Origin of the sequence: Streptomyces luteoverticillatus (assembly GCF_003970715.1) — a bacterium.
Taxonomy (GTDB): domain Bacteria; phylum Actinomycetota; class Actinomycetes; order Streptomycetales; family Streptomycetaceae; genus Streptomyces; species Streptomyces abikoensis.
In genome coordinates, this window is record NZ_CP034587.1 from 3686852 (window position 1) to 3712418 (window position 25567).

General features: G+C 72.2%; 24 protein-coding genes. 12 read left to right on the plus strand and 12 right to left on the minus strand.

Annotation, left to right across the window (positions count from 1 at the left end):
- The first annotated feature begins 75 nt into the window (after window positions 1-75).
- A complete protein-coding gene (locus tag EKH77_RS16260; protein ID WP_206280022.1) occupies window positions 76-1656 on the plus strand; it encodes a GAF domain-containing protein in 1581 nt (526 codons plus the stop codon).
- A 90-nt stretch (window positions 1657-1746) separates the two neighbouring features.
- A complete protein-coding gene (locus EKH77_RS16265; protein WP_126915085.1) occupies window positions 1747-2889 on the plus strand; it encodes a M23 family metallopeptidase in 1143 nt (380 codons plus the stop codon).
- A 100-nt stretch (window positions 2890-2989) separates the two neighbouring features.
- Here the strand turns inward: EKH77_RS16265 and EKH77_RS16270 are convergent, their stop codons facing one another.
- Complete coding sequence (locus EKH77_RS16270) at window positions 2990-3853, minus strand: HAD family hydrolase (protein WP_240667374.1); 864 nt, start codon at window positions 3851-3853, stop codon at window positions 2990-2992.
- Between the two features lie 130 nt (window positions 3854-3983).
- Here EKH77_RS16270 and EKH77_RS16275 point away from each other — a divergent pair, with 130 nt between their 5' ends.
- From EKH77_RS16275 to pspAB, 3 genes are all read left to right on the plus strand, one after another.
- A complete protein-coding gene (locus EKH77_RS16275; protein WP_126915087.1) occupies window positions 3984-4883 on the plus strand; it encodes an LLM class flavin-dependent oxidoreductase in 900 nt (299 codons plus the stop codon).
- A gap of 158 nt (window positions 4884-5041) precedes the next feature.
- Window positions 5042-5944 (plus strand): zinc metalloprotease HtpX, encoded by a 903-nt coding sequence (gene htpX, locus EKH77_RS16280; protein ID WP_126915088.1) that lies wholly within the window; start codon window positions 5042-5044, stop codon window positions 5942-5944.
- An 81-nt stretch (window positions 5945-6025) separates the two neighbouring features.
- Window positions 6026-6625 carry a PspA-associated protein PspAB gene (gene pspAB / locus EKH77_RS16285; RefSeq protein ID WP_126915089.1) on the plus strand — a complete coding sequence of 200 codons (600 nt, stop codon included), beginning with the start codon at window positions 6026-6028 and terminating at the stop codon, window positions 6623-6625.
- On the opposite strand, the gene EKH77_RS16290 is transcribed toward pspAB, so the two are convergent.
- Window positions 6536-7162 (minus strand): PadR family transcriptional regulator, encoded by a 627-nt coding sequence (locus EKH77_RS16290; RefSeq protein WP_126915090.1) that lies wholly within the window; start codon window positions 7160-7162, stop codon window positions 6536-6538. The genes pspAB and EKH77_RS16290 overlap by 90 nt on opposite strands.
- Window positions 7163-7304: 142 nt before the next feature.
- Here EKH77_RS16290 and EKH77_RS16295 point away from each other — a divergent pair, with 142 nt between their 5' ends.
- Window positions 7305-7865, plus strand: coding sequence for a hypothetical protein (locus tag EKH77_RS16295; protein WP_126915091.1), 561 nt, complete (start codon window positions 7305-7307; stop codon window positions 7863-7865).
- A gap of 50 nt (window positions 7866-7915) precedes the next feature.
- Window positions 7916-9271, plus strand: coding sequence for a carotenoid oxygenase family protein (locus tag EKH77_RS16300; RefSeq protein ID WP_126915092.1), 1356 nt, complete (start codon window positions 7916-7918; stop codon window positions 9269-9271).
- Window positions 9272-9324: 53 nt separating this feature from the next.
- On the opposite strand, the gene EKH77_RS16305 is transcribed toward EKH77_RS16300, so the two are convergent.
- The 4 genes from EKH77_RS16305 to EKH77_RS16320 form a co-directional block, all read right to left on the minus strand.
- Complete coding sequence (locus tag EKH77_RS16305; protein WP_126915093.1) at window positions 9325-10278, minus strand: MerR family transcriptional regulator; 954 nt, start codon at window positions 10276-10278, stop codon at window positions 9325-9327.
- A 39-nt stretch (window positions 10279-10317) separates the two neighbouring features.
- Window positions 10318-11220 carry a metal-dependent hydrolase gene (locus tag EKH77_RS16310; protein WP_126915094.1) on the minus strand — a complete coding sequence of 301 codons (903 nt, stop codon included), beginning with the start codon at window positions 11218-11220 and terminating at the stop codon, window positions 10318-10320.
- Between the two features lie 85 nt (window positions 11221-11305).
- Entirely contained in the window at window positions 11306-13093 is a 1788-nt protein-coding gene (locus tag EKH77_RS16315) for an SDR family oxidoreductase (RefSeq protein ID WP_126915095.1), read from the minus strand.
- Window positions 13090-13932: a M24 family metallopeptidase gene (locus EKH77_RS16320; protein WP_164737801.1), complete on the minus strand. Its 843-nt coding sequence runs from the start codon at window positions 13930-13932 to the stop codon at window positions 13090-13092. The genes EKH77_RS16315 and EKH77_RS16320 overlap by 4 nt, the downstream gene beginning before the upstream one ends.
- A gap of 261 nt (window positions 13933-14193) precedes the next feature.
- Here EKH77_RS16320 and EKH77_RS16325 point away from each other — a divergent pair, with 261 nt between their 5' ends.
- Genes EKH77_RS16325 through EKH77_RS16340 form a run of 4 tightly spaced genes read left to right on the plus strand, consistent with a single transcriptional unit; the run spans window position 14194 to window position 17842 of the window.
- Window positions 14194-15282 (plus strand): ABC transporter ATP-binding protein, encoded by a 1089-nt coding sequence (locus EKH77_RS16325; RefSeq protein WP_126918095.1) that lies wholly within the window; start codon window positions 14194-14196, stop codon window positions 15280-15282.
- Window positions 15272-16186 carry an ABC transporter permease subunit gene (locus tag EKH77_RS16330; protein WP_126915097.1) on the plus strand — a complete coding sequence of 305 codons (915 nt, stop codon included), beginning with the start codon at window positions 15272-15274 and terminating at the stop codon, window positions 16184-16186. Before EKH77_RS16325 ends, EKH77_RS16330 begins: the two co-directional genes overlap by 11 nt.
- The gene (locus tag EKH77_RS16335) at window positions 16183-17094 is read left to right on the plus strand and encodes an ABC transporter ATP-binding protein (protein WP_126915098.1); all 912 of its coding nucleotides are present in this window, start codon (window positions 16183-16185) and stop codon (window positions 17092-17094) included. The genes EKH77_RS16330 and EKH77_RS16335 overlap by 4 nt, the downstream gene beginning before the upstream one ends.
- 13 nt (window positions 17095-17107) lie before the next feature.
- The gene (locus EKH77_RS16340; protein WP_126915099.1) at window positions 17108-17842 is read left to right on the plus strand and encodes an ABC transporter permease subunit; all 735 of its coding nucleotides are present in this window, start codon (window positions 17108-17110) and stop codon (window positions 17840-17842) included.
- Between the two features lie 30 nt (window positions 17843-17872).
- Here EKH77_RS16340 and EKH77_RS16345 read toward each other — a convergent pair whose 3' ends face one another.
- The 3 genes from EKH77_RS16345 to EKH77_RS16355 form a co-directional block, all read right to left on the minus strand.
- The gene (locus EKH77_RS16345) at window positions 17873-18808 is read right to left on the minus strand and encodes an aminoglycoside phosphotransferase family protein (RefSeq protein ID WP_126915100.1); all 936 of its coding nucleotides are present in this window, start codon (window positions 18806-18808) and stop codon (window positions 17873-17875) included.
- A gap of 94 nt (window positions 18809-18902) precedes the next feature.
- Window positions 18903-20063 carry a CynX/NimT family MFS transporter gene (locus EKH77_RS16350; protein ID WP_126918096.1) on the minus strand — a complete coding sequence of 387 codons (1161 nt, stop codon included), beginning with the start codon at window positions 20061-20063 and terminating at the stop codon, window positions 18903-18905.
- 200 nt (window positions 20064-20263) lie between these two features.
- Entirely contained in the window at window positions 20264-20974 is a 711-nt protein-coding gene (locus EKH77_RS16355; RefSeq protein ID WP_126915101.1) for a FadR/GntR family transcriptional regulator, read from the minus strand.
- 117 nt (window positions 20975-21091) lie between these two features.
- On the opposite strand from EKH77_RS16355, the gene EKH77_RS16360 reads away from it, so the two are divergent.
- A complete protein-coding gene (locus tag EKH77_RS16360) occupies window positions 21092-21940 on the plus strand; it encodes a rhomboid-like protein (RefSeq protein ID WP_346429059.1) in 849 nt (282 codons plus the stop codon).
- Here the strand turns inward: EKH77_RS16360 and EKH77_RS16365 are convergent.
- The 3 genes from EKH77_RS16365 to pheA all read right to left on the minus strand — a co-directional run bounded on the left by EKH77_RS16365 (window position 21879) and on the right by pheA (window position 25490).
- The gene (locus tag EKH77_RS16365; RefSeq protein ID WP_126915102.1) at window positions 21879-22694 is read right to left on the minus strand and encodes an HAD family hydrolase; all 816 of its coding nucleotides are present in this window, start codon (window positions 22692-22694) and stop codon (window positions 21879-21881) included. The genes EKH77_RS16360 and EKH77_RS16365 overlap by 62 nt on opposite strands.
- Window positions 22691-23968 (minus strand): serine--tRNA ligase, encoded by a 1278-nt coding sequence (gene serS / locus EKH77_RS16370; protein ID WP_126915103.1) that lies wholly within the window; start codon window positions 23966-23968, stop codon window positions 22691-22693. Before serS ends, EKH77_RS16365 begins: the two co-directional genes overlap by 4 nt.
- Before the next feature lie 547 nt (window positions 23969-24515).
- Window positions 24516-25490 (minus strand): prephenate dehydratase, encoded by a 975-nt coding sequence (pheA, locus tag EKH77_RS16375; protein ID WP_126915104.1) that lies wholly within the window; start codon window positions 25488-25490, stop codon window positions 24516-24518.
- Window positions 25491-25567: the final 77 nt, after the last annotated feature.

The window sequence follows — 25567 nt, forward strand, 5'->3', positions numbered from 1 at the left end:
CCCATGGCAGCGACGGCGCACCCCTCCGACCCGCAGGACCGGGACCCGCGGGACGGTGTGCCCGAACGGGGGCCGATGGACTCGCTGGACGTCGCCACGGAGGCCACTCGCAGCCTCCAGGGCCTGTCCACGGCGCTCACCGGGCGCGTTCCGCAACTGCTGGAGGCCATGCGCTCGGTCGGCACCGGCATGGAGCTCCACACCACGCTCGACCGCATCTGCCGGACCGCCGCCGAACTCGCCGACGCCCGGTGCGCCGCCATCGGCGTGCTCGACGCCGGTGGCGAGGGGATGTCGGACTTCGTCACCTACGGGGTCGCCGAGGACGAGTACGAGCGCGTCGCGGCCCCTCCCGACGGCCGGCACGCCCTGGGCGTGCCGATCCGGGTCGGTGGCGAGATCTTCGGCAACCTCTACCTCACCGAGAAGCGCGACGGAGGCGAGTTCGGCGTCGCGGATCTGCACATGGTGAAGATCCTCGCGACCGAGGCGGGCATCGCGATCGGCAACGCGCGCGTGCACGAGGAGCGCGGTCAGCGCATGCGCTGGATCGACGGTTCGGTCGCGGTGACGACGGCCCTGCTGTCGGGCAGTGACGCCGAGGACGCGCTCGCGGTCGTCGCCGAACAGGCACGCAGACTCGCGGACTCGTCCGCCGGCATCGTGCTGCTGCCGGACGGCGAGGGCGGGCTGGAGATGGTGGTCGTCTCCGCCGAGGACCCCGCCGGCCTCCTGGGGACGGTGATACCGCCGCACAGCCCGGTCGTCTCCCAGCTCCTCGCCGGGGAGCCGGTGTTCGTCGACGACTCGGCCACCGACCCGCGCATGATCACGGAGGTCGCCCCGCGGTTCGGCCCGAGCATGCTGCTGCCGCTCAAGAGCGGCGACCGGGTGCTCGGCACGCTCGCCATCCCCCGGCGCCGCGGTGCCCGCAAGTACACGGCCACCGAGCGGGTCCTGGCCACCCAGTTCGCCGCGCAGGCCGCCCTCGCGCTCGTCCTGGCCGAGGCCCAGCGCGACCGCGAGAGGCTGGCCGTCTACGAGGACCGCGACCGTATCGCCCGCGATCTGCACGACCTGGTCATCCAGCGGCTGTTCGCCACCGGGCTGCTGCTGGAGGGCGCCCAGCGGCTCGCCGCCGAGGCCGAGGTGCGCAAGAAGGTCGGACAGGCCGTCGACGAGCTGGACGTGACCATCCAGGAGATCCGCACGGCCATCTTCGCGTTGCAGCAGGAGCCCACGGAGGCGCCCGCCGGGCTGCGGACGCGCGTGCTGCGCGAGCTGGGGACGGCGGCCGTGCCGCTCGGCTTCCAGCCCTCCGCGAACTTCGTCGGCCCGGTCGACGCGAAGGTCGGCGAGCTCACCGGCAAGAACCTCATCGCCGCGCTGCGCGAGGCGCTCTCCAACGCCTTCCGGCACGCCCAGGCGTCCCGCATCGAGGTGCTGGTCGATGCCACGATCACCTTGCCGGACGGCCGGGAAGGAGTCCGGCTGACCGTCTCCGACGACGGGGTGGGCATCCCGGAGGGCGGCCGCCGCAGCGGACTGCGCAACCTCGCCAAGCGCGCCGAGTCGCTGGGCGGGTCCAGCTCGTACGGGCCCGGTCTGGGCGAGGACGGGGGCGGTACGCGGGTGGTGTGGGAAGCGCCCCTATAGGACGCCGTCTGCGGCCCTGTGGGTGGCTGAGTTCCTCCGAACGGTCTTCCGCGGGCGCGCCCGGGCGGTACGCCAGTGAAGATCGCGAGCATGCTGCTGCGTTCATATCGCACATGTCGCACTCGCCGTTCGAGTCGTTCGAGCGGTTCGTACGGGTGGGCGCACAAGGGCGCGGCGCTGTGCGCGCTCTGCGTGCTGACCCTCCCGCTTGTCGCCGCCGAGCCGTCCTCCGCCGTCCACGCCCCCGAGCGGCTGGTGCGCGTCGGCACGGAGGTCGTCCGGCTGGCACGGGAGGCCGGGCGGCTCCGGCAGCGCTACGAGCTCCGGGTGCGCGCGGCGAAGGATCAGCGGGCCCGGGACGTGTGGCTCACCCGGCAGTGGGCGGGCCAGCGGTTCTTCACCGTCGCCCTGCGCCGGGACGCGGGGGCCGTGGCCCGGGCGCAGTACCGGACCGGGGGCTTCACCGCCCCGGGCAGCGCCGCGCTCGCCGAGGAGCCCCTGGAGCTGCTGGAGCTCCAGTACCAGGAGACCGACCGGCGCGAGAGGCTCGCGCGGATGCTCATCGAGGCCGACGGCAGGAGCCGCGCGCTGACGGCGGACCGGCTGTCGACGACGGCCTCCCTGCAGGCCCTCAACGAGGAGGCCGCCCGGCTGCGGGTGGAGAAGGCCGCCATGGAGGAGCGGCTGGCGAAGGCGCGGAGCGAGCTGAACACCATGGCGGACATGGCCATCCGCAGCGGCCGCTGCACGCCCGTCGACCTCGACGGGCTGCAGAGCGAGCAGGAGGACACCCAGGACGCCGCCAACCGCCCTCCTGAGGTCTCACGGAGCGGCTGGACGCGTCCCCTGGTCTCCTACGAGCTCACGGCGGGTTTCGGCGGCACCGGCGCCCACTGGGCCAACGGGCACACCGGGCAGGACTTCGCCGTCCCCACCGGCACCCCCGTCCGGGCGGTGGGCGGCGGGACGGTGGTCGCCACGGGGTGCGGGGGGTCGTTCGGGATCAGCGTGGTCATCCGGCACGACGGCGGCTGGTACTCGCAGTACGCGCATCTGTCGGCGCCGCTCATGACCCCGGGACGGCAGGTCCGCGCGGGCGAGTGGATCGGGCTGACCGGGACCACCGGGAACTCCACCGGGCCGCATCTGCACTTCGAGGTCCGTACGACGGCGAACTTCGGTTCGGCCGTCGACCCGGTGCGGTGGCTGCGGGCGCGCGGCGTCGAACTGTAGACGGGGCCCGTAGGCCGCGGTCCGTAGGCCGCGGTCCGGGGTTCAAACCCGCCGTCCGGGTGATCCGTCGGCCGGAACCGGAACCGGGTACCGACGAGGGTTACGGCAGGCCGTGCAGGATCTGCTCGATGACCGCCGCCACGCCGTCCTCGGTGTTGGCGGCCGTGCGGAGCGTGGTGGTGGCCAGCACCTCGGGGTGGGCGTTGGCCATGGCGTAGGCGGTGCCCGCCCAGCCGAGCATCTCCAGGTCGTTCGGCATGTCACCGAACGCCACGACCTCGTCGGGGGATATGCCGCGCTCCGCGCAGCACTGGGCCAGCGTGCTGGCCTTGCTCACGCCGGGGCCGCTGATCTCCAGCAGCGCCGTCGGGCTGGAGCGGGTGAACACACCGTGCTCGCCGGCCACGGCCCGGGCCAGCTCCAGGAACTCGTCCGGGGCCAGCTCGGGATGGAAGGCGAGCAGCTTGACGACGGGACCGTGGTCGTCGTCGCTGCTCAGCAGCTCCTCCGCCGGGGCGATCGACGCGTACGGGTCGGTCTGGAAGGGCGGGTAACGCGGCTCGTAGTGGATGCCCGAGGTGCGCTCGACCGCGAACGAGGCACCGGGGGCGGCGGCGCGCACCGCGTGGACGACCGCGAGGGCGGCGTCGGGCTCCAGCGGACGGACCTTGACGAACCGGCCGCCGTCGTGAAGATCGACGACCACCGCGCCGTTGGCGCAGATCGCCAGCCCGTGACCGTGCACGTGGTCCCGGACGACGTCCATCCAGCGGGCCGGGCGCCCGGTGACGAAGAAGACCTCGATGCCCGCCTCCTCGGCGGCCGCCAGGGCCGCCACCGTGCGGTCGGAGACCGTCTTGTCGTCCCGCAGCAGGGTGCCGTCCAGATCGGTGGCGATCAGCCGGGGCGTGGCGGTGGTCCGGCGCGTGGCCGGGGTCTCGGGCTGCTCGGTAGCGGAAGTCACATTCTCATTCTCGGGCACGTGCCGCCGACATGAGTACAAGCCTGCGCACGAGGTGCCCTCTTGAGCCGGGCGCCGGCGGCAGGTCTCCCCCGCGGTCCGGTTGTCGGACCCAGCGCCTACGCTCGGTGCCATGCGACTGAGCACCGTGATCCTTCCCGACCGCCGCTGGTCCGAGGGCGGCCGTGAGTCCTGGCAGCGAGCCGAGGAACTGGGCTTCCACACGGCGTACACCTACGACCACCTGTCGTGGCGGACCTTCCGCGACGGCCCGTGGTTCGGCGCGATACCGACCCTGACGGCGGCGGCGGGCGTCACGTCCAGGATGCGCCTGGGCACACTCGTCACCTCCCCGAACTTCCGGCACCCGGTCACGCTCGCCAAGGAGCTCATCTCCCTGGACGACATCTCGGGCGGGCGGATCACCCTCGGCGTCGGCGCGGGCGGCTCCGGCTTCGACGCCACGGCCCTGCTGCGGGACGGGCAGGCGCCGTGGACGCCGCGCGAGCGCGCCGACCGCTTCGCCGAGTTCGTACCGCTGCTGGACCGGCTGCTCACCGAGGACGTGGTCACCGCCGAGGGCGAGCACTACGCGGCGCACGAGGTCCGCAACATCCCGGGCTGTGTGCAGCGCCCCCGGCTGCCCTTCGCGGTCGCCGCGACCGGCCCGCGCGGGATGCGGCTCGCCGCGCGCCACGGTCAGGCCTGGGTGACCACGGGCGACCCGAAGATCTACGAGACGGGCACCCCGGAGCAGTCCCGGGCGGCCATCGCCGGGCAGATCGAGCGGCTGGGTGCGATCTGCGCCGAAGCCGGGCGGGACGTCGCCGAGCTGCCCAAGGTGATGCTCACCGGCTTCACCCCCGACCGGCCGCTGGACTCCTTCGACGCCTTCGTTGACTTCGCGGGCTCGCACGCGGAGCTGGGCATCGACGAGATCGTGGTGCACTGGCCCATCGCCGATTCGATCTTCGCGGCGGACGTCGCCGTCTTCGAGAAGATCGCGGCGGAGGGGCTCGCACAGCTCTCCTGATCTCCTGGCCGGTCTCGTGATCTCCTGGCCGGGGAGCCCCTTCATGACGCGGTGGAGCCTGTCCGGGACGCGGTGAAGAGGGAGAATCGGGTCAGAGGCACCTACTGGGGGGCATGCTCCACTACGGGGGCGTGCTCGCGGAGCCTTGGAGGTCTGCCGTGCAAGGGACCCGATTCGCCCCCGACCGGGGGCTGACCACCCGCATGGTCGGCACGATGTTCCTCATCGGGCTGCTCTACGTGGTCTTCGTGGGCGTGCTGGTGGCGCTGCTGCGCGGGGCCTGGCCGTTCGTCCTGGTCGTCGCGGGCGGCCTGTTCGTCGCCCAGTTCTGGTTCAGCGACCGGATCGCCGCCTTCGGCATGGGCGCCCGGGAGGTCTCCCCGCAGGAGGCGCCCGAGCTGCACGGCGCCGTCGACCGCCTCTGCGCGCTCGCCGACATGCCCAAGCCGCGCGTGGCGATAGCGGACAGCGACGTGCCGAACGCCTTCGCCACCGGACGCGATCAGCGCAACGCCCTGGTCTGCGCGACGACGGGGCTGCTGCGACGGCTGGAGCCGGAGGAGCTGGAAGGCGTCCTGGCCCATGAGCTCTCCCATGTCGCGCACCGCGACGTCGCCGTGATGACCATCGCGTCCTTCCTGGGCGTCCTGGCCGGGATCATCACGCGGATCGGGCTGTGGGGCGGCCTGCGCCGGGTGGGCGGCCGGGACGCCAACACGGCTCTGATCATGGTGTTGGTGCCGCTGGTCAGCGCTGTCGTCTACGCGATCAGCTTCCTCCTCACCCGGATGCTGTCGCGCTACCGCGAGCTCTCCGCCGACCGGGCGGGCGCCCTGCTCACGGGCCGGCCCTCGGCGCTGGCGTCCGCACTGACCAAGGTCACGGGGCAGATCGCCCGCATTCCGACGCGCGATCTGCGGCAGGCCGAGCCCTTCAACGCCTTCTACTTCGCGCCCGCTGTCAGCAGGGACAGCCTGAGCCGGCTGCTGTCCTCGCACCCGACGCTGGAACAGCGGCTCGATCAGCTGGGGCGGCTCTCGACCCAGCTCGGCCGCCCGTGACCTGCTTTCTGACTTGTCGGCATCCCTGCCCAGTGACCACTCGTGAACCGTGACCGTCCGACGCGGAGGGAGATGCCGCCCGTGGGCTTCCTGGATGTGATTCTCGGCCGCAGCAAACCGGTCCGCCCCGACCTCGACCAGCTCTTCGCCCTGCCCTCCGCCGCCGTGACACTGCGGGCAGGAGCCGGGTTCGTCCCGACCGGGCTGGGCTCGGTGTGCTTCGCGAGCGTCGAGGGAGGAGCGTTCGACCGGATCCGGCGGGACGTCGGGGAACTCCTGGACGCCGATACCGAACGGGGCGGCGCACCCGTGGAGTTCAGCAGGGACTCCTACGGGTACACCTGGCTGCTGGCGCGACGGCCCGTGGACGACACGGCCGCCCTGGTCAACGACCTGCACGCGGTGAACACCCTGCTCCAGGAGGGCGGGTTCGGCCCTCAGCTGCTCTGCTCGCTGATGGGCTTCCGCGATGAGGGGCGGCGCCCGCTCGCCCTGGTCTACCTCTACAAGCGGGGCACCTTCTACCCCTTCGCGCCGGTGGCCGGCGGGGGCGGGGCCGATGTGGCGGGCAAGCGGGACAACGAGCTGGAACTACAGGTCAGGGCTCTGCTCGCCGACGACCTCCGGATCGAGGAGGACCTGGGCCGCTGGTTCCCGGTGTGGGGCGCCCCCGGGCTCTGAGCGCGTCAGGTCCTGCCCGGAGCGGGCCTCGACCTGCGCCGCGGCCCAACGTGCCCACTCCTCGTACATGGCGGTGAAGCGCAGGCCGTACTCAAGGGCGAGGCGGCCGTTGACCGACAGCGGGCCCTCATCCCATTCGACGGACTTCTCCAGCCGCTCCAGGGCCTCGTGCCGGCCGGCGGCCCGCTCGGCCTCGGTGGAGAGATAGGTGAAGGCCTCCACCGGGGTGAGCTGGTCGAGGAAGAACACCCGCAGCATCGCCTCGCTGCGGCGCATCCGCTCCGGCTGGGTCTCGGTGAGCCAGCGGTGCAGCTCGACGAGGCCCTCGTCGGTGATGGCGTACTCCTTGCGGCCGCGCGGGCCCTCCGCCGCCACCTCGAGCAGCCCGCCCTTGGCGAGCTTGCCCAACTCGCCGTAGACCTGGCTCTGGGTGGCCGGCCACACGTTGGAGAGCGAGGTATCGAAGCGCCTCATCAGGTCGTACCCACTGGCGGGGCGGTCGGAGAGGAGTCCCAGCAGCGCGTGTCTCAGGCTCATGACCCCACCCTACATTCCACTCTTGACACGTCAAGGCAGGACCTTCTAGCTTTGACATGTCGAAGTTGGAATGTCGGTCGCCGGGGCCGACGCACGGGCGGGCCGGCCAAGGGCCTGGCCGGATCGTCTGAGGGAGATCTCCATGAACTATCTGCGCGGCTTCACCCCCTGGATCGCCTTCGCGGCCGTCTCCCCCTTCGGCTGGCAGTGGGCGGCGGTCACCGCTCTGGTGGTGGCGGTGGCGCTGCTGGTGGTGGAGCGCCGGTCGGGCGCCGCGGCCGACTCGCTGATCCTCGAGAGCAGCACGGCCGTCTTCTTCGTCGCCCTCGCCGCCGTGGCCTTCGCGCTCCCGCACAGCGGCCTGCGGCACTACGGCGGCGCCCTCGCGCTGGGCTGGCTCGCCGTGACCGCGTGGGCGACCCTGGCCGTCGGGCGCCCCTTCACCACGGGCATCGCCAAGCGCCAGACCCCGCCGGAGGTGTGGCACACCTCGGTCTTCCGCCGGATCAATGTGGTGGTCACGGCCGTCTGGGCGGTGGCGTTCACGCTGACCGCCGCCGCGCTGACCGCCGTGTACGCCGAGGGCCTCGGCTCCGGGGTGTCCATCGCGCTCCAGGTCGCCGGGTTCGTGCTGCCCGCGAAGTTCACCGCCCGCTACCCCGAGCGGGCCCGCGCCCGGATGGCCCCGCACGGCGCCGCCTGACGAGAACTCCAGAACTCCGAGCACACCGAGCACCCCGAGGAGACCGCACGATGACGAACACGCCCGCCCATCTCGCCGGCAACTTCGCGCCGGTGACCGAGGAGCTCACCGCCCACGACCTTCCGGTCACCGGGGCGATCCCGCCCGAGCTCAGCGGCTGGTATCTGCGCAACGGCCCCAATCCCCACGACGCCGCGTCCGGCCACTGGTTCTTCGGCGACGGCATGGTCCACGGGGTGCGCCTGGAAGGCGGCCGGGCCACCTCCTACCGCAACCGCTGGGTCCGTACCTCGGCCTTTGCGCACGGCGCCCCCCTCCGGGACGAGGAAGGCAACGTCGACCTCACCGCCGGACGGGCCAACACCCATGTGGTCCGCCACGCGGGCCGCACTCTCGCCCTGATCGAGTCGTCCTTCCCGTACGAGCTGGACCTGCGGAAGGGCCATGAGCTGGACACGGTCGGGCCTCATGACTTCGGCGGCCGCCTGGCCACGCCCATGACCGCGCACCCCAAGTCCTGCCCCGACACCGGGGAGCTGCACTTCTTCGGATACGGCGGACGCGAGGCGCCCTATCTCACCTACCACCGCGCGGATGCCGCAGGCGAGTTGACGATCAGCAGACCCGTCGACGTGCCGGCGCACACGATGATGCACGACTTCCACCTCACCGCCGCCCATGTCGTCTTCATGGACCTGCCGGTGGTGTTCGACGAGGAGCGGGCGAGATCCCGGCAGGGCATGCCCTACACATGGCGGCCGGACCATGGGGCCCGGCTGGGTGTGCTCCGCCGGGACGATCCGTACGGCGCGGTCCGCTGGCTGCCGATCGAGCCCTGCTATGTCTTCCACGCGCTCAACGCGTACGACGAGAGCGACGCCGACGGCGAGCGGATCGTGCTCCACGTCATCCGGTACCCGCGTCTCTTCACCGACGAGCGCGACGAGCGCGGCGAGCGGGCCCGGCCCGCGCTGTGGCGCTGGACCGTCGACCTGACCCGGGGCACGGTGCGCGAGGAGCAACTCGACGATCAGCCCTGCGAGTTCCCCAGGATCGACGACCGGCTGGCCGGGCACTCAGCCCGGTACGGGCACGTGACCGTCGCCGGGAGCCCGGAGGCGGGCCCGGCCGCCGGCGAGCTGCTCCGCTACGACCTGGGCACCGGATCCGTCGCCCGCCACACCTTCGGGCCCGGGCGCGTCCCGGCCGAGGCGGCCTTCGCGCCCGCGGACGACCGCCCCGGCGGGCCGGGCTGGCTGCTCACCTATGTGTACGACGCCGCCACCGACCGGAGCGACCTGGTCATACTCGACGCCGACGATCTCGCCGCGCCACCCGTCGCCGCGATACATCTGCCCCAGCGGGTGCCCTACGGCTTCCACGGCAACTGGCTCGCCGACCACTGACCGCTGACCGCCGCGACCGTTCACGGGACCCGGCGGGCGGGCTCCCTCGGGTCTCAGGGGCGGGGGAGGAGCCCGTCCATGACGCGGGCCTGTACTTCCCGCTCGGCGGCCGCGGCGATGAAGGCCGCGACGTTCTCGGCCCCGACGAGTGCCCGTACGGCCCGCACGGTCGCGGCGGGCAGCGTCACCTGCTCCAGGGCGGGTGGTTGCTCCCCGGTGGGCTGACGCTTCCCGGCGGCATCCGGACGGGCGGCTCGATGGCCGGTGTCCGGGGCCCACGCGTCCAGGTGCTGGTGGAGGTGGCGGGTGGCCAAGGCGCGCATGGCGCGGGCGAGTTCGGCGTCGACGGTCTGCTGGGCGAGGGGGCGCAGTCGGCGGACGAGGGAGGCGGCCTCGGCGGCCGCCTCGTCGGTGGGGGGATGGTCGAGGAACTGCTGGAAGACGTGTTCGGTGGTGAAGTCGAGGAAACGGGAGGCGATGTGTTCGACCTGAGTACGCAGTTCGCGCAGATGTCCCGAGATGGCGGGCAGGGGTACGCCGGCCGCGTGGAGCTCGGCGGCGACGGCGAGTTCCCGGAGGCTGGGCACCAGGAACTCGCCGGGCGAGGAGGGCAGCGGGAGCAGGATGCCGAGGTCGACGGCGTCCGCGACGGCCTCGTCGTCCTGGGTCCCGCCGAATCGCCCGTCGAGCTCGGCGCGGGTGATCCGGACGGGTTCCTCGTCCGACCACGGTCCGTCGATCTCGGCGACCAGCCCGAGCACCCCACCCAGGCCGCGCCCGGTGTCCCAGGCGTCCAGCAGTTCCTTGATGCTGGCGAGGGTGTAGCCGCGGTCGAGGAGTCCGCTGATCTGGCGGAGCCGGGCCAGGTGGGTGTCCCGGTAGACGTTGGCCCGGCCGCGCCGCTCCGGTTTGGGCAGCAGTCCGCGGTCCTGGTAGGCGCGGATGGTGCGGACGGTCGTTCCGCTGTGGTGGGCCAGGTCCTCGATCCGGTACTCCGCTTCCGGCACTGGGGTGCTCCTTACAGAAGGCCGCCGTCGGGGGACGGCTCAGGACAGGGCCGCCCGGCCCACCGCGCCTGCCGCGGCGCGGGCCGCGGGCGAGGTCGCCAGGTAGTCGAGGGCCTTGCGCAGCGAACCCTCCTGGGAGGGGTGGTACGAGCGCCGCGCGTAGCGGGGGACGGCCGAGCCCAGCTCCCGCCAGGTGGGCAGCAGGCCCTTGGCGACGGCCCGGTTGTGCTCGCGGAGGGAGTAGCGCAGCCGGCCCGCCAGCCAGGGGTCGTGGCGGATCAGATAGCCCGCGCCCCAGCCCCAGAGGTAGAAGAGCATCGGCGCGGTGATCGCCATGCCGAGCAGTCGGCGGGCGTAGCGGGCGGGGTCCGAGCCCCCGCAGTGCTGGTACATGTCGAAGGCCACCGACCGGTGTTCGACTTCTTCGGCGCCGTGCCAGCGCAGCAGGTCCAGCATCACGGGGTCCGGTTCGGCCTCGTCGAGGGAGTCGGCCCGGAGCACCCAGTCGCCGAGCACCGCGGTGAACTGCTCGACGGCGGCGATCACGGAGAGCCGGAAGCGCAGCCACTCCCGTTCGGAGAGTCGCAGGCCGAACGGGGGGTGGTCGCCGAGCAGGACGTCGAACAGGAAGTCGACGCGCCGGGTGTACGGGCTGGTGTCCAGGCCCTGTTCGGCGAGGTGCCGCAGCACATAGGAGTGCTGGACGCTGTGGGTGGACTCCTGTCCCATGAAGCCCTTCACGTCCTTGAGCAGCGCCTCGTCGCGCACCAGGGGGAGGGCTTCCTTGAAGACCTTGACGAACCACCGCTCACCGGCGGGCAGCAGGAGGTGGAGGACGTTGATGACATGGGTGGCCGTGGGCTCGTCCGGGATCCAGTGCAGGGGCGTGTGCTGCCAGTCGAACGACACACGCCGGGGGGCTATTCGGTATCTGTCTCTCATGAAGGCGCTCCTCCGGAACGGGAGATCACTTTCGGTGGGGGCGGGGATCGCACGCCGCGGGGATCCGCCCGGGGCGGGGGACCGCTCACAGGCGCGGGTCGATGCGGGCGATGCGGCGGCCCAGTCGTGGTGCGAAGCGGGAGATGAGACGCAGGCCGTGTGCCTCGGGGGCCACGGGCACGACGGGCCGGTCCTCGGCCACGGCCCGGAGGATCGCATCGGCGACCTTCTCCGGCGGGTAGTTGCGCTTGCCGTAGAGGCGGGTGGTCTTCTCCTGGAGGCGTCGCTGTTCTTCTTCCGGGACGCCCGCGAAGACCGCGCTCGCCGTGATGGCGGTGTTGACGATGCCGGGGCAGATCGCGCTGACCCCGATGCCCTGCCCGGCGAGCTCGGCCCGCAGGCATTCGCTGAGCATCAGCACGCCGGCCTTGGACGTGGCGTAGGCGGCGAGGGCCTTGGTCGGCTGGAAGACGGCCGCGGAGGCGGTGTTGACGATGTGGCCGCCCTGGCCGCGCTCGGCCATCTGTCTGCCGAAGGTCCGGCAGCCGTGGATGACGCCCCACAGATTGACGTCGAGGACCTTGCGCCAGTCCTCGGTGGAGGTGGCCATGAAGGAGCCGGAGAAGCCGATGCCGGCATTGTTGACCAGCACGTCCACCACGCCGTACTCGGCGGCGACCTTGGCGGCCAGTTTCTCCATGGCCTGTTCGTCCGAGACGTCGCAGCATTCGGCCCACGCGTCCCGGGCCCCGGTCAGCCGGGCCAGTTCGGCGGTGCGGACCGCGCCCTCCGCGTCCCGGTCGACCGCGACGACGCGGGCCCCGGCCTCCGCGAAGGCGAACGCGGTGGCCCGCCCGATACCGCTCGCCGCCCCCGTGATCAACACCAGCCGTCCGCCGAACCGGTGGGCGTACGGGCCCTTGCCCGTGGGCACCCGGGCGGGCAGGCCCTCGTGGCGGGCGGTCTCCTGGGCGGTGACGAATTCTCCTATCCAGGCGGCAAGTTGGTCGGGGCGGGTGCGGGGTACCCAGTGGCCGGCGGTGAGGGTGCGCCGCACCAGCCGGGGGGCCCAGCGCTCCAGGTCGTCGTAGAGGCGCTCGGAGAGATAGGGGTCGCCGGTCGGGGTGATCAGCTGCACGGGCACATGAGCGTGGGCGTCCGTGCGGGGGCGGCGCAGCCTGGTCCGTACGTTGTCGCGGTAGAGCCAGGCGCCGTGGGCGGCGTCGTCCGGGAGGGAGGGCGTGGGGTAGCCGGCCGGGGTCTGCGGCGGCAGGGTCTCCAGCCGCTCCAGGAGCTTGGGCCAGCGCTTGCCGAGGGGGCCGCGCCAGGCGGCCTCCGGCAGGGCGGGGGTGTGGAGGGCGTAGACGTACCAGGAGCGGGCCCCCTGGCCGAGAAGCTGGAGCGTACGGCGCGGGGTGGGCCGTGCGGCCCGTTCCTTGAGCCAGTGCCCGAAGTGGTCCAGGGACGGTCCAGAGATGGAGGTGAAGGAGGCGACGCGGCCCTCGGTGCGCTCGACGGTGACGAATTCCCAGCCCTGCACCGATCCCCAGTCGTGCCCGACCAGGTGCACGGGGGCGTCGGGGCTCACGGTGTCCACGACGGCCAGGAAGTCGTCGGTGAGCTTCTCCAGGGTGAAGCCGCCGCGCAGCGGTCGCGGCGCGGTGGAGCGGCCGTGGCCCCGCACGTCGTAGAGCACCACGTGGAAGCGGTCGCGCAGCCGCCGGGCGACCTCGGACCAGACCTCCTTGCTGTCGGGATAGCCGTGCAGCAGCACGACCGTGGGGTCGGTGGGGTCGCCCAGTTCCAGGACGCACAGCTCGATCCCGCCCGTGGTGATCCGGCGCTCGCGCGCGCCCTCGCTCTCCAGGCTCATACGGCCGTCCTCTCCTCCTGCCGGCGCCGCACATGCGGCAGATCGTCGTCCAGCCAGAACGCGCTCTCCTCGTGGTCCCGCGAGTCGGTGACCACCAGGAGTTCCTCGAACTTCACCCCCGTGCCCCGGAAGCCCAGGTGGGGTTCGACCGCCCACAGTCCGGGGTGCGGCGGGTGGTCGGAGCGGCGGTGGGGGCTCCACAGCGGTGACCAGCCCTCCCGGTGGCCGCGCAGGGCGTCGGAGGCCAGGCCCTTGAGGGCCTGGGTGCCGAAGCCGAACAGCCGTGGGGACCAGCGGCGCTCCCGCAGCCGGTCCACCTTGTGCGCGATCACACCGAAGGGATAGGCGCGATGCCGGTTGACGTAGCCCTGGCGCACCATGAGGCGCTCCACGTCCTCGTAGATCTCCCGCAGCGGGCGGCGCTCGCGCACCTCGCGGAGGATCAGCTCGCGATGGGCGGCGAGATCGGAGAGCAGCCGGTCGTGCAGGGGGTTCGCGCCCAGGCAGCCGGCGTAGCCGACGTCCGCCGTGTATCCGCCGCGCACCGGCGCCAGGTCGAGGATGAACGGCATCCCCGGCTCCAGCCGTCGCGCGGTGGGAAAGAAGTCCAGCGGTACCCGGAAGCCCGTGAAGGCCGTGCGGTCGCCGAACCAGGCGAAGGGCAGGTGGAACCAGTCGCGGACGCCGCGTTCGCGCAGCCAGTCCCGCTGCATCCGGGCCGCCTCGCGCTCGGTCACCCCGGGGACGAGTCGTGCGGCGATCGCCTCCGCGCAGTCGTACGCGAGCCGCTGCGTCTCCCGGAATCCGCGCAGCTCCGCGGTGTTCATCGAGCTCGTCATGCCGACCGCCACCCTCCGACCGGTTGCGCCGCCGGTTCCGTTTCCGGTTCCCGAAGTGCGAAGCCACATACGAAAGTTGCCAGTGTTGAATGTGACAATGGCTGGCGGCTGCGTCAAGGGACCCGGCCGATCCCGATCGATCCGGAAGAGTCCGGTGCCCCCTCCACGCGTACGGTCACGTCAGACCCGAGGAGTACGGACAACCAGCCGTCTGGTCTGACGACTGCCGCGAATTCCGCTACTACGGTCGAAGGCGTGACTGTGATCGCTACCGAAAGCCTCAGCAAGCGGTACCCCCGGGTGACCGCTCTGGACCGGCTCTCCGTCGACATCAATCCGGGGGTCACCGGTCTGGTGGGTGCCAACGGGGCCGGCAAGTCCACGCTGATCAAGATCTTGCTGGGTCTCTCGCCCGCCACCGAGGGGAGCGCCCGCGTGCTCGGCCTGGACGTGGCCACCCAGGGCGCCGAGATCCGCGAGCGGGTCGGCTACATGCCCGAGCACGACTGCCTGCCGCCCGACGTGTCGGCCACCGAGTTCGTCGTCCACATGGCGCGGATGTCGGGCCTGCCGCCCACCGCCGCCCGCGAGCGGACCGCGGACACCCTGCGCCACGTCGGGCTCTACGAGGAGCGGTACCGCCCCATGGGCGGTTACTCCACCGGTATGAAGCAGCGGGTCAAGCTCGCCCAGGCGCTGGTCCACGACCCGAAGCTGGTGCTGCTGGACGAGCCGACCAACGGTCTCGACCCGGTCGGCCGGGACGAGATGCTGGGCCTGATCCGCCGCGTCCACACCGACTTCGGCATCTCGGTCCTGGTCACCTCGCACCTCCTCGGCGAACTGGAGCGCACCTGCGACCACGTCGTCGTCATCGACGGCGGCACGCTGCTGCGCTCCTCGTCCACGGACGAGTTCACCCAGGCCACGGGCTCCCTCGCGGTGGAGGTCACCGACACCGACGCCTGCCCCGACGGCACCGGCGCGCTGCTGGCGTCCCTCGACAAGGCGGGGCTGACGACCAGGCCCGCGGGCCGGACGGCCGACGGTTCGGCCGTGTCCGGCCGGGTGCTGCTCGTCGATGTCGTCGACGAGGGGACGTACGACATCGTCCGGGACGCCGTCGCCGGTCTCGGGATCGGCCTGGTCCGCATGGAGCAGCGCCGCCACCGCATCGCGGAGCTCTTCCGGGACGACGACGCCCCCGCCCCCCACCCCGCCGCCCCCGGGACCCCGGGCACCCCCGGCGCGCCGGCCCAGGCGCCCGCGTGGGGCGCCGGCTGGCAGCAGAAGCAGAAGAAGAGCGACAAGCGCGCGCAGCAGAACGGAGGCACCGTCGATGCCGCCTGAGACCACGACGGCACCGGGGCGCGGCCACCGCTCCCAGGACGTCATCCACAACATCGGCTACCGCGACTACGGCGGCCCCCGCCTCGGCCGCGCCTACGCCCGGCGCTCGCTGTTCTCCCAGAGCCTGCGCGGCGCCTACGGCCTCGGCCGGTCGGCGAAGTCCAAGGTGCTGCCGATGACGCTCTTCGGCGTGATGTGCCTCCCGGCCGCGATCGTGGTGGCCGTCGCCGTCACCACGAAGATGAACCGGCTGCCCATGGAGTACACCCGCTACGCGATCTACCTCCAGGCCGTCATCGGCCTCTACCTGGCCGCGCAGGCCCCCCAGTCGGTCTCGCGGGACCTGCGGTTCAAGACCGTGCCGCTGTACTTCTCCCGACCGATCGAGCGCGTCGACTACGTCGTCGCGAAGTTCGCGGCGATGGCCTCGGCCCTGTTCGTCCTGACGGCCACCCCGCTGCTGGTCCTCTATGCGGGCGCCCTGCTCGCCAAGCTGGACTTCGTCGAACAGACGAAGGGCTTCGGCCAGGGGCTGGTCTCCGTGACCCTGCTCTCCCTCCTCTTCGCCGGCATCGGCCTGGTCGTCGCGGCGCTCACCCCGCGCCGGGGCTTCGGCGTCGCGGGCGTCATCGCCGTCCTGACGATCCCCTACGGCGCGGTCACCACCGTCCAGGGCATCGCCCTGGCCAGCGACAACCCCTCGCTCGTCAGCTGGCTCGGCCTCTTCTCCCCGATCACCCTCATCGACGGTGTCCAGACGGCGTTCCTCGGCGCCACCAGCGCCTTCCCCGAAACCCATGGCCCCGGCACGGGCGCGGGCGTCGTCTACCTCGCCGTCGTTCTCGGTGTGATCGCCGGCTCCTACGGTCTCCTCATGAGCCGCTACCGAAAGGCCGGGCTGTGACGACCATCCACATCGACAACGTCTCCCGCTGGTTCGGGAACGTCGTCGCCGTCAACGACGTGTCCATGTCCGTCGCCCCCGGTGTCACCGGGCTCCTCGGCCCCAACGGAGCGGGCAAGTCCACTCTCATCAACATGATGGGTGGTTTCCTCGCCCCCTCGACCGGAACGGTCACCCTCGACGGCGAGCCGATCTGGCGGAACGAGCGGATCTACCGGCACATCGGCGTCGTCCCCGAGCGCGAGGCGATGTACGACTTCCTGACCGGCAAGGAGTTCGTCCTGGCCAACGCCGAGCTCCACGGCCTGGGCGGGAAGGAGGCCCGGCGCGCCCTCGCCACGGTCGAGATGGAGTACGCGCAGGACCGCAGGATCGCCACCTACAGCAAGGGCATGCGGCAGCGCGTGAAGATGGCCTCCGCGCTCGTCCACGAGCCGTCCGTGCTCCTCCTCGACGAGCCCTTCAACGGCATGGACCCGCGCCAGCGGATGCAGCTGATGGACCTGCTGCGGGCCATGGGAGACGAGGGCCGGACCGTGCTGTTCTCCTCCCACATCCTGGAGGAGGTCGAGCAGCTCGCCGCCCACATCGAGGTCGTGGTCGCCGGCCGGCACGCCGCGTCGGGCGACTTCCGCAAGATCCGCCGCCTGATGACGGACCGCCCCCACCGCTACCTCGTACGGTCGAGCGACGACCGCGCCCTGGCCGCCGCGCTCATCGCCGACCCGTCGACCGCCGGGATCGAGGTGGACGTCCAGGAGGGCGCCCTGCGCGTCCAGGCCGTCGACTTCACCCGCTTCACCGAACTCCTGCCGCGCGTGGCCCACGCGCACGGCATCCGGCTCCTGACGGTCTCGCCCTCCGACGAGTCCCTGGAATCGGTCTTCTCCTACCTCGTCACGGCCTGAAAGGAGGCTCACGATGGCGCTCCACCAGCTCTACCACCCGACCGTCGCCCGGCTGACCTACCGGGGCCTCCTCGGCCGCCGCCGCGCCGCCGTCCTCTTCGCCCTGCCCGCCCTGCTGCTGGCCATCTCGATCGCCATCCGGGCGCTCAGCGGCGCGGACGACGAGACCGCCGCCAATGTCCTGGGCGGCTTCGCGCTGGCCACGATGGTGCCGCTGATCGGCGTGATCGCCGGCACGGGCGCGATCGGCCCGGAGATCGACGACGGCTCCGTCGTCTACCTCCTGTCCAAGCCCGTCAAGCGGCACGTCATCATCGTCACCAAGCTGACCGTCGCGATCGGCGTCGCCGTGGCCTTCTCGGCGGTCCCCACGCTCATCGCCGGGTTCGTGCTCAACGGCAACAGTCAGCAGATCGCCGTGGCCTACGCCGTGGCCGCGGCGGTCGCCTCCGTGGCCTACAGCGCCATATTCCTCTTCCTGGGGACGGTCACGCGGCACGCGGTCATCGCCGGTCTCGTCTACGCCCTCGTCTGGGAGTCGCTGTTCGGCAGCCTCATCCCGGGGGCGCGGACGCTCAGCGTTCAGCAGTGGGCGCTGGCCCTGGCCCAGCGGATCGCGGGGGACGGGGCGATCAACGCCCAGGTGTCGCTGCCGCTGGGGCTGACGCTGCTGGCCGTCGCGACCGTCGCCGGCACGTACTTCGCGGCGCGCAAGCTGCGAGCGCTGACGCTGGCCGGGGAGGAGTAGGAGAGGAATACGTTCCTCCCGCAGCGGGATTCACACCCGCAGCGCCCTCACGATGGCGATCTGCTCCGGCTGGAGGCGGGTCTCGCCGTCCTCGACGTCCCACAGGGAGTTCTGGAGGGCCCGGGCGAGCGTCCAGCGCGCCGCCCGTTCGCGGTCCAGGCCCAGCAGGTCCGTCATGAGGTCGAAGCGCCGGCGCACCGCACGGGTCACGTCGCCGGTGGCGACGATGTCCTCCCAGCGGTTGTCCAGGGCCGGCATCAGGTCGAACCCCGGGTCGCCCACCAGCGGCTTGGGGTCGATCGCCAGCCACGCGCCCCTGTCCGTACCGGGCAGGGGCGCGAGCACGTTCTCGTAGTGGAGATCCCAGTGCAGCAGCCGGTCGCCCGGCTCGCCGACGACCTCCCGGACGGCGGCCGCGCAGTCCAGCAGCAGGGCGCGCTCGGCCGCGTCGGAGAGGGCGGGCAGCGCCCGCGGCACGTCCTCCAGCATGGCCCCCGCCACCGCGCCCAGCGTCCGCAGCCCGGCCGGTGCGGGCGCCTCCAGCAGCCGCCCCAGCAGCGCCGTCAGTGACAGCAGCGCCGCCTCCGCGTCGGGGACGTCCTGGAGCGAACGGCCGGCGTCCAGCCGCTCCAGCAGCAGCGTGCCGGACTCCGGGTCGTGGTCGAGGAGTTCGACCGCCCCCGCGCCCGCCCAGGCCCGCAGCGCGGGCGCCTCACCAACGCTCTCCTCGGTGACCGGCTGCAGCTTCAGCGCGGCGGGGGAGCCGTCCGCGCGCCGTACGGGCAGGACGAGCGCCACCACGCCGTGCGCCGCGGGGCCGTCGACGCGCAGCCCCCAGCGGTCGAGGAAGTCCGCCGCCAGGTCCGGCAGCGCGGCGATCCACTCGGGGCCGCCCTCGCCCTCGGACGCGTCCTCGTGGTACTCGACGAGGCGGGCCGGGACGGTGATCCGGGACGCTGCGCGCATGACGGCGGATTCCTCCTGCGAACTACGGGAACTGAGCGAACTGAGCGAACCGAGCGAACCGAGCGAACGGTGAACTCCTCACTCCCCCAACGCCTCAGATCTTCCGATCGCGCCCGGCGCCCAGCCCCAGGAAGAGGAGCGCCGCGCAGGCGACGAGCAGCAGCGAGACCGGCAGCGTCCAGCTGTCCGTCGCCCCGTACACCCAGCCGATCGCGAACGGGCCGACGGAGGCGAGCAGATAGCCCCACGTCTGGGCCATGCCCGACAGCCGGGAGGCCGTGTGCGCGTCGCGGGTGCGCAGCACCATGAACGTCAGGGCCAGGCCCAGCAGACCGCCCTGGGCCACGCCCATGAGCGTCGCCCACACCCACGCGCCCGCCACGGGCGCGATCAGCAGGCCGGTGATGCCCGCCGCCATCAGGGCCACCACGGCGACCACCGGTACGCGCTGGTCGCGCATCCGGCCCGCGAGCAGCGGCACGAAGAACGAACCGGCCATCTGCACCAGCGTGTAGAACGCGTAGACCAGACCGGCCCCGCCCTTGCTCATCCCGTGGTCGGTGAAGATCGTCGGCATCCAGGCGATGCACACGTAGGCGATCAGCGACTGGGTGCCCATCATCAGCGTGACCTGCCAGGCCAGCGGCGAGCGGGTGAGCCGGGGACCATCCCCGTTCGTGGCCGCCGGCCCGGCGGCGGGTGCGTCCGGCCGGGCGGCGCCGCGCCGGGTGAGGACCGCCTGCGGCAGCCAGACGAGGGCCGCCACGGCGGCGAGCAGCGCCCAGGAGGCGAGCGAGCCCCGCCAGCCGCCCAGGGCGTTCTCCAGCGGCACGGAGAGCGCGGCCGAGCCCGTGGCGCCGAGGATCAGCGTGGTGGAGTAGAGCGCGGTCATGCTCGCGGCGCGGTCCGGGAAGTCACGCTTGACCAGGCCCGGCATCAGCACGTTCAGCAGGGCGATCGCGGTGCCGACGAGCGCGCAGCCCGCGAACAGCGCCACCACGGGCGGCGCGACGCGCAGCAGGATGCCCCCGCACAGCAGCAGAAGCGCCCCGCACAGCACGGCCTCCGTGCCGAAGCGCCGGGCGAGCCGGGGCGCGACGATCGAGCCGAGGCCCATGAAGACCAGCGGGATCGTGGTCACGAGGCTGCTCGTGGCCGCCGAGAGGTGGAAGTGGCCGCCTATCTCGCTCATGAGCGGCGAGACGCCTGCGAGCGCCGCCCGCATGTTCAGCGAGGCGAGCACGATGCCGAGCATCGCGAACGCGGGGTGGGCGAGGACGCCCCGCCGGGCGGGCGTGCCGACCGGCTCCGGAGGGGCCGGCTCCGAGCCGATCGACTCCGAGCCGACCGGCGCTATGTCGGTCGTGTCGGACCTCGCGTCGGACCTCGTTTCGGACAAGGGGGTGCCTCCAGGGATGGTGCGTGAAGAAGTGGGAACGGGCCGGTGGCGCGCGGTCAGCTCTCGGCGAGCAGGGAGTCGACGGCCTGCTTGGGGCGCTCGAGCAGGGTCCGGGCGGCGCGGTAGGCGGTGTCCGGGTCGCCGGAGGCGATGGCCTCCATGAGGGCGTGGTGGTCGCCGTGGACGATGCGCGGCATGTCGCGGTCGCCGAGCGCGGTGACCAGCGCCTCGCGCACCGAACTGCTGAACCAGGCGTACGTCGCCGTCAGCGCGCTGTTGTGCGCGGCCTCCACGACGGCCCGGTGGAACTCCACGTCGTGGTCCGCGTAGAGCTCCAGGCTGCCGGAGTCGGGCTGGCCGTCGGGGTCCTCGAAGGCCGTCTGGGCGTCGAGCGCGGCCCGCATCCGCTCCAGGTCGGCGGGCTCGTGGCGAAGCGCCGCGAGCCGGGCGGCCTCGGCCTCCAGCGCGATGCGCAGCTCCAGGACGTCGCGCACTCCGGCGCGCCGCAGCCCGCGCATGACCTCGGCGGGGTCGGCCGTGGACAGCACGAAGGTGCCCTCGCCCTGCCGGGAGCGCAGCATCCCGGCGTGCACGAGGACGCGGACGGCCTCGCGGACCGTGTTGCGGCCGACCTTCAGCTGCTCGGCGAGGGCGTGCTCGGTCGGGATGCGCTCCCCGACCCGCCACTCGCCGGCGGCCACCTGGGCGCGCAGTTGATCCACGACGGTGTCCACGAGGGACTGGCGTCCCGCCGCTCGCAGTGTCATGTGTGTCGTCCTCCGGGCAGACGCTTGATTCGACCGCTTGATTCAACCGGCTGATTCAACCGGTTGCCCAGTCATCCTACAACTGCGCGTCGGCGTCTCCCGGGCTACCTTCGAGGGGTGGTAGTCGACGGGATTCGCCGCTGGGTCCGTTCCTCGCCCGGTACGCACATCTGGCTGCTGATCATCGGCATCACCAGCCTCGTCATCGCGTCGGCGAGCGAGGGCCTGGAGGCCTTTCTCCTCCACCGCAACAGCAGCAATATCCACGAGCTCAACAAGCATCCGTTCGAGTCCCTGCTGATCAGCGGCTTCTGGATCGAGACGCCGTCGTCGTTCGCCCTCTACGCCGTGCTCTTCGAGGTCGTCCACGCCAACGTCGAGCGCTGGCTCGGCACGCTGCGCTGGCTGTGCGTGGTGGCGGTCGCCCATGTCGCGGCGACGCTGATCAGCCAGGAGATCCTGCTGAGGGCGATCGAGAGCCACTCGGCGCCGCGCTCGATGAAGCACGTCGTCGACATCGGCGTCTCCTACGGGCTCGCCGGGGCCGTCGGCGTGCTCACCTATCGCGTGCCACGGCCGTGGCGCTGGCTCTATCTGGTGGGGGCGGTGGCCTTCTTCGCCCTGCCGCTGCTGACCGGCGGCACGTTCACCGACGTCGGTCACGCGATCGCGCTGGGGCTGGGCCTGGCCTGCTGGTCGCTGACCCGGGACCGGCCGCCCTGGCGGTGGGACGCCGGACGGGCCCGCCACGCCGCGCTGGAGGCGGCGGGTGCGGCCAGACAAGCGGCCGATGCGGCCCGGCAGGCGGCCGGGGCCGCCAGGGAGGCGGCGCTCAGCCGGAGAGGGGACCCTCCGGGCGCTCCGGACCCTCCGGGCGCTCCGGACCCTCCGGGCCGAAGAGACGCTACGGGCCGAAGAGACGCTCCAGGACGACCGCGATCCCGTCCTCCTCGTTCGAGGCGGTGACCTCGTCCGCCACGGCCTTGAGCTCCGGGTGGGCGTTGGCCATGGCGACGCCGTGGGCGGCCCAGCCGAACATCGGGACGTCGTTGGGCATGTCGCCGAACGCGATCGTGTCGGCGGCCTTGACGCCCAGCCTGCGCGCGGCGAGCGACAGGCCCGTGGCCTTGCTCAGGCCCAGCGGCAGCAGCTCGACTATGCCCGAGCCGGCCATCGTCACGCCGACGAAACCACCCGCGACCGCCCGCGCGACCTCCGCCAGGGCGTCGTCGTCGAGCGTGGGGTGCTGGAGGTAGACCTTGTTGAGCGGAGCCGCCCACAGCTCGCTCGCCTCGTTGATCGGAACGACCGGGAGCGGCCCTTCCTGGAGGCGGTAGCCGGGGCCGACCAGGACGTCGCCGTCCATGCCGTCACGGCTGGCGGCCAGCCGCAGCGGACCGACCTCGGCCTCGATCTTGGCGAGCGCCAGGGCGGCGAGCCGCCGGTCGAGCGTCACGGACGTCAGCAGTCTGTGCTCGCCCGCGTGGTAAACCTGCGCGCCCTGACCGCAGACCGCGAGGCCCCGGTAGTCCAGCGCGTCCAGGATGTGCCTGGTCCAGGCGACGGTGCGCCCGGTGACGACGATGTGCGCGGCACCCGCCGCCGTGGCCGACGCGAGGGCGGCGCGGGTGCGCTCCGAGACGGTGTCGTCGGAGCGCAGCAGCGTGCCGTCGAGGTCGGTCGCGATCAGACGGAACGGCGGCGGGACCGGGGGCGTCACTTGGCGGTGGGCTCCAGGACCTCACGGCCGCCCAGGTAGGGGCGGAGGACCTCGGGCACGCGCACCGAGCCGTCGGCCTGCTGGTGGTTCTCCAGCAGCGCCACGATCGTGCGCGGGACGGCGCACAGGGTGCCGTTGAGCGTCGCCAGCGGACGGACGTTCTTGCCCTCGCGCACCCGGACGGACAGCCGGCGGGCCTGGAACTCGTCGCAGTTGGACGTGGACGTCAGCTCGCGGTACTTGCCCTGGGTCGGGATCCAGGCCTCGCAGTCGAACTTGCGGGAGGCCGAGGAGCCGAGGTCACCGGTGGCCGTGTCGATCACCTGGAAGGGCAGCTCCAGGCTGGTCAGCCACTGCTTCTCCCACTCCAGCAGGCGGGCGTGCTCGGCCTCCGCCTCCTCCGGCAGGACGTACGAGAACATCTCGACCTTGTCGAACTGGTGGACGCGGAAGATGCCCCGGGTGTCCTTGCCGTACGTACCGGCCTCGCGGCGGAAGCACGGGGAGAAGCCCGCGTAGCGCAGCGGCAGCTGGTCACCGTCGAGGATCTCGTCCATGTGGTACGCGGCGAGGGGGACCTCGGAGGTGCCCACCAGGTAGAAGTCGTCCTTCTCCAGGTGGTAGACGTCCTGCGCGGCCTGGCCGAGGAAGCCGGTGCCCTCCATGGCGCGCGGCTTGACCAGCGCGGGAGTGAGCATCGGCGTGAAGCCGGCGGCGGTGGCCTGGGCGATGGCGGCGTTGACGAGGGCGAGCTCCAGCAGCGCGCCGACACCCGTCAGGTAGTAGAAGCGGGAGCCGGACACCTTGGCGCCGCGCTCGACGTCGATGGCGCCCAGCAGCTGGCCGAGCTCCAGGTGGTCCTTGGGCTCGAAGCCCTCCGCGGCGAAGTCGCGGCGGGTGCCGACGGTCTCCAGGACGACGAAGTCGTCCTCGCCGCCGCGCGGGATGTCGGGGTGGACGATGTTGCCGATGCGGAGCAGCAGGCGCTGTGCCTCGGCGGCGGCCTCGTCCTGCTCGGCGTCGGCCGCCTTGACGGCGGCGGAGAGCTCGCCGGCCTTCTTCAGCAGCTCGGCCTTCTCGTCGCCGGTGGCCTTGGGGATGAGCTTGCCGAGCGCCTTCTGCTCGGAGCGGAGCTCGTCGAAGCGGACGCTGGACGACCTGCGCCGCTCGTCGGCGGAGAGCAGTGCGTCGACGATGTCGACGTCCTCTCCACGGGCGCGCTGGGACGCGCGCACACGGTCGGGGTCCTCACGGAGCAGGCGAAGGTCAATCACCCCTCCAGGCTACCGTTGTGCGCTGCGGTTGCTCGACGCGATATTCCCTTTGGTTGTGATTTGTCCAACTCTGGGAATTCCGGAAAGCGGTTGGCGGGCTCGCCGCCGGGCCGTGACGCCTTGTGGAAGGCGGCAGTTGAGGACTGCTGTTGTCCACAGGAGTGAGTGATTCCGCTTCTTTGTCCACAGGGTGTGCGGGAAATCTGTGGATGTCGGAAGCAGGGATTCCGTTTGGTCTGTCATTCGTCAGAGTTTCATGAGGCAAACCTCTTACGGCCACTCTTTGGGGTGGCGTTCACTCCCCCTAAAGGGTTGTTCGAGGCATTTCGACTGACGGACGGGTAGGAGTCACGGGAATCGGTGGCTGTGGACGGCCGCGCCGGGCCGACGGAGAGATTTGTCGACCATTGCCCGTTTTATACGGTTTCCCAGACTCTCGCTCTATCGACTTATCCCCAGGTCGAGAACCGCCTGTGGATAAGTCTGTGGGAAACCCTGTGGGAAACCCGGGACGGCCTGGGGGCGCGGGGAACCTGGGGGCGACCGCTCAGGCCCGGCCGTCCTGGCAGCGCGCCAGCCAGTCCGCCGCCGCCACGAAGTCGCCGTCCGTCGTCCCCGGACGTTCGTCCGACCGCTCACCCCGGCCGGCACCCGCGGCACTCGCACCCGCGGCACTCGTACCCGCACTCGCACGCGGGTACGAACCGAGGAACCGTACCTCGGCACACGTCCGCTTCAGCCCCATCAGCGCCTCCGCCACCCGGCGGTCCGTGATGTGCCCCTCGCAGTCGACGGAGAAGCAGTAGCGCCCCATGCCCTCGCCGGTCGGCCGCGACTCGATGCGCATGAGGTTCACACCCCGCACTGCGAACTCCTGGAGGTACTCCAGCAGCGCGCCCGGGTGGTCGTCCCGCTGCCACATCACCAGCGACGTCCGGTCCGCCCCCGTCCGCGCCGCCGGCCGCGCCGGGCGGCCGACCAGGACGAAGCGGGTCTCGGCGTTCTCCGCGTCGTGGATGCCGGTGACGAGCGGCTCCAGCCCGTACGTCGCCGCCGCGAACTCCCCGGCGAACGCCGCGTCGTAGCGGCCCTCGCGAACCAGCCGCGCGCCGTCCGCGTTGGACGCGGACGACTCCCACACCGCGTCCGGCAGGTTGGCCGCCAGCCACTTGCGCACCTGCGGCTGCGCCACCGGGTGGCCGGTCACCGTCTTGATGTCCGTCAGCCGGGTGCCCGGACGGACCAGGAGCGCGAAGGCGATCTCCAGCAGCACCTCGCGGTAGATCATCAGCGGTTCGCCGGTGGAGAGTTCGTCCAGGGTCGCGGTGACGCCGCCCTCGACCGAGTTCTCGATCGGCACGAGCGCGGCCGCGGCCTCGCCGGAGCGCACGGCGTCGAGCGCGGCGGGCACGGAGACCATGGGGACCAGCTCGCGGGTGGCCGCCTCGGGGAGGGTGCGCAGGGCGGCCTCGGTGAACGTGCCCTCGGGGCCGAGGTAGGTGTAGCGGGTTGCCGACCTCATGGTTTCCTCCGGATGGGGCACGGATGGCTCGGCCGCCCACCCTACCGATCCGGGGGAGCGGGGGTCCCGGAGCTCAG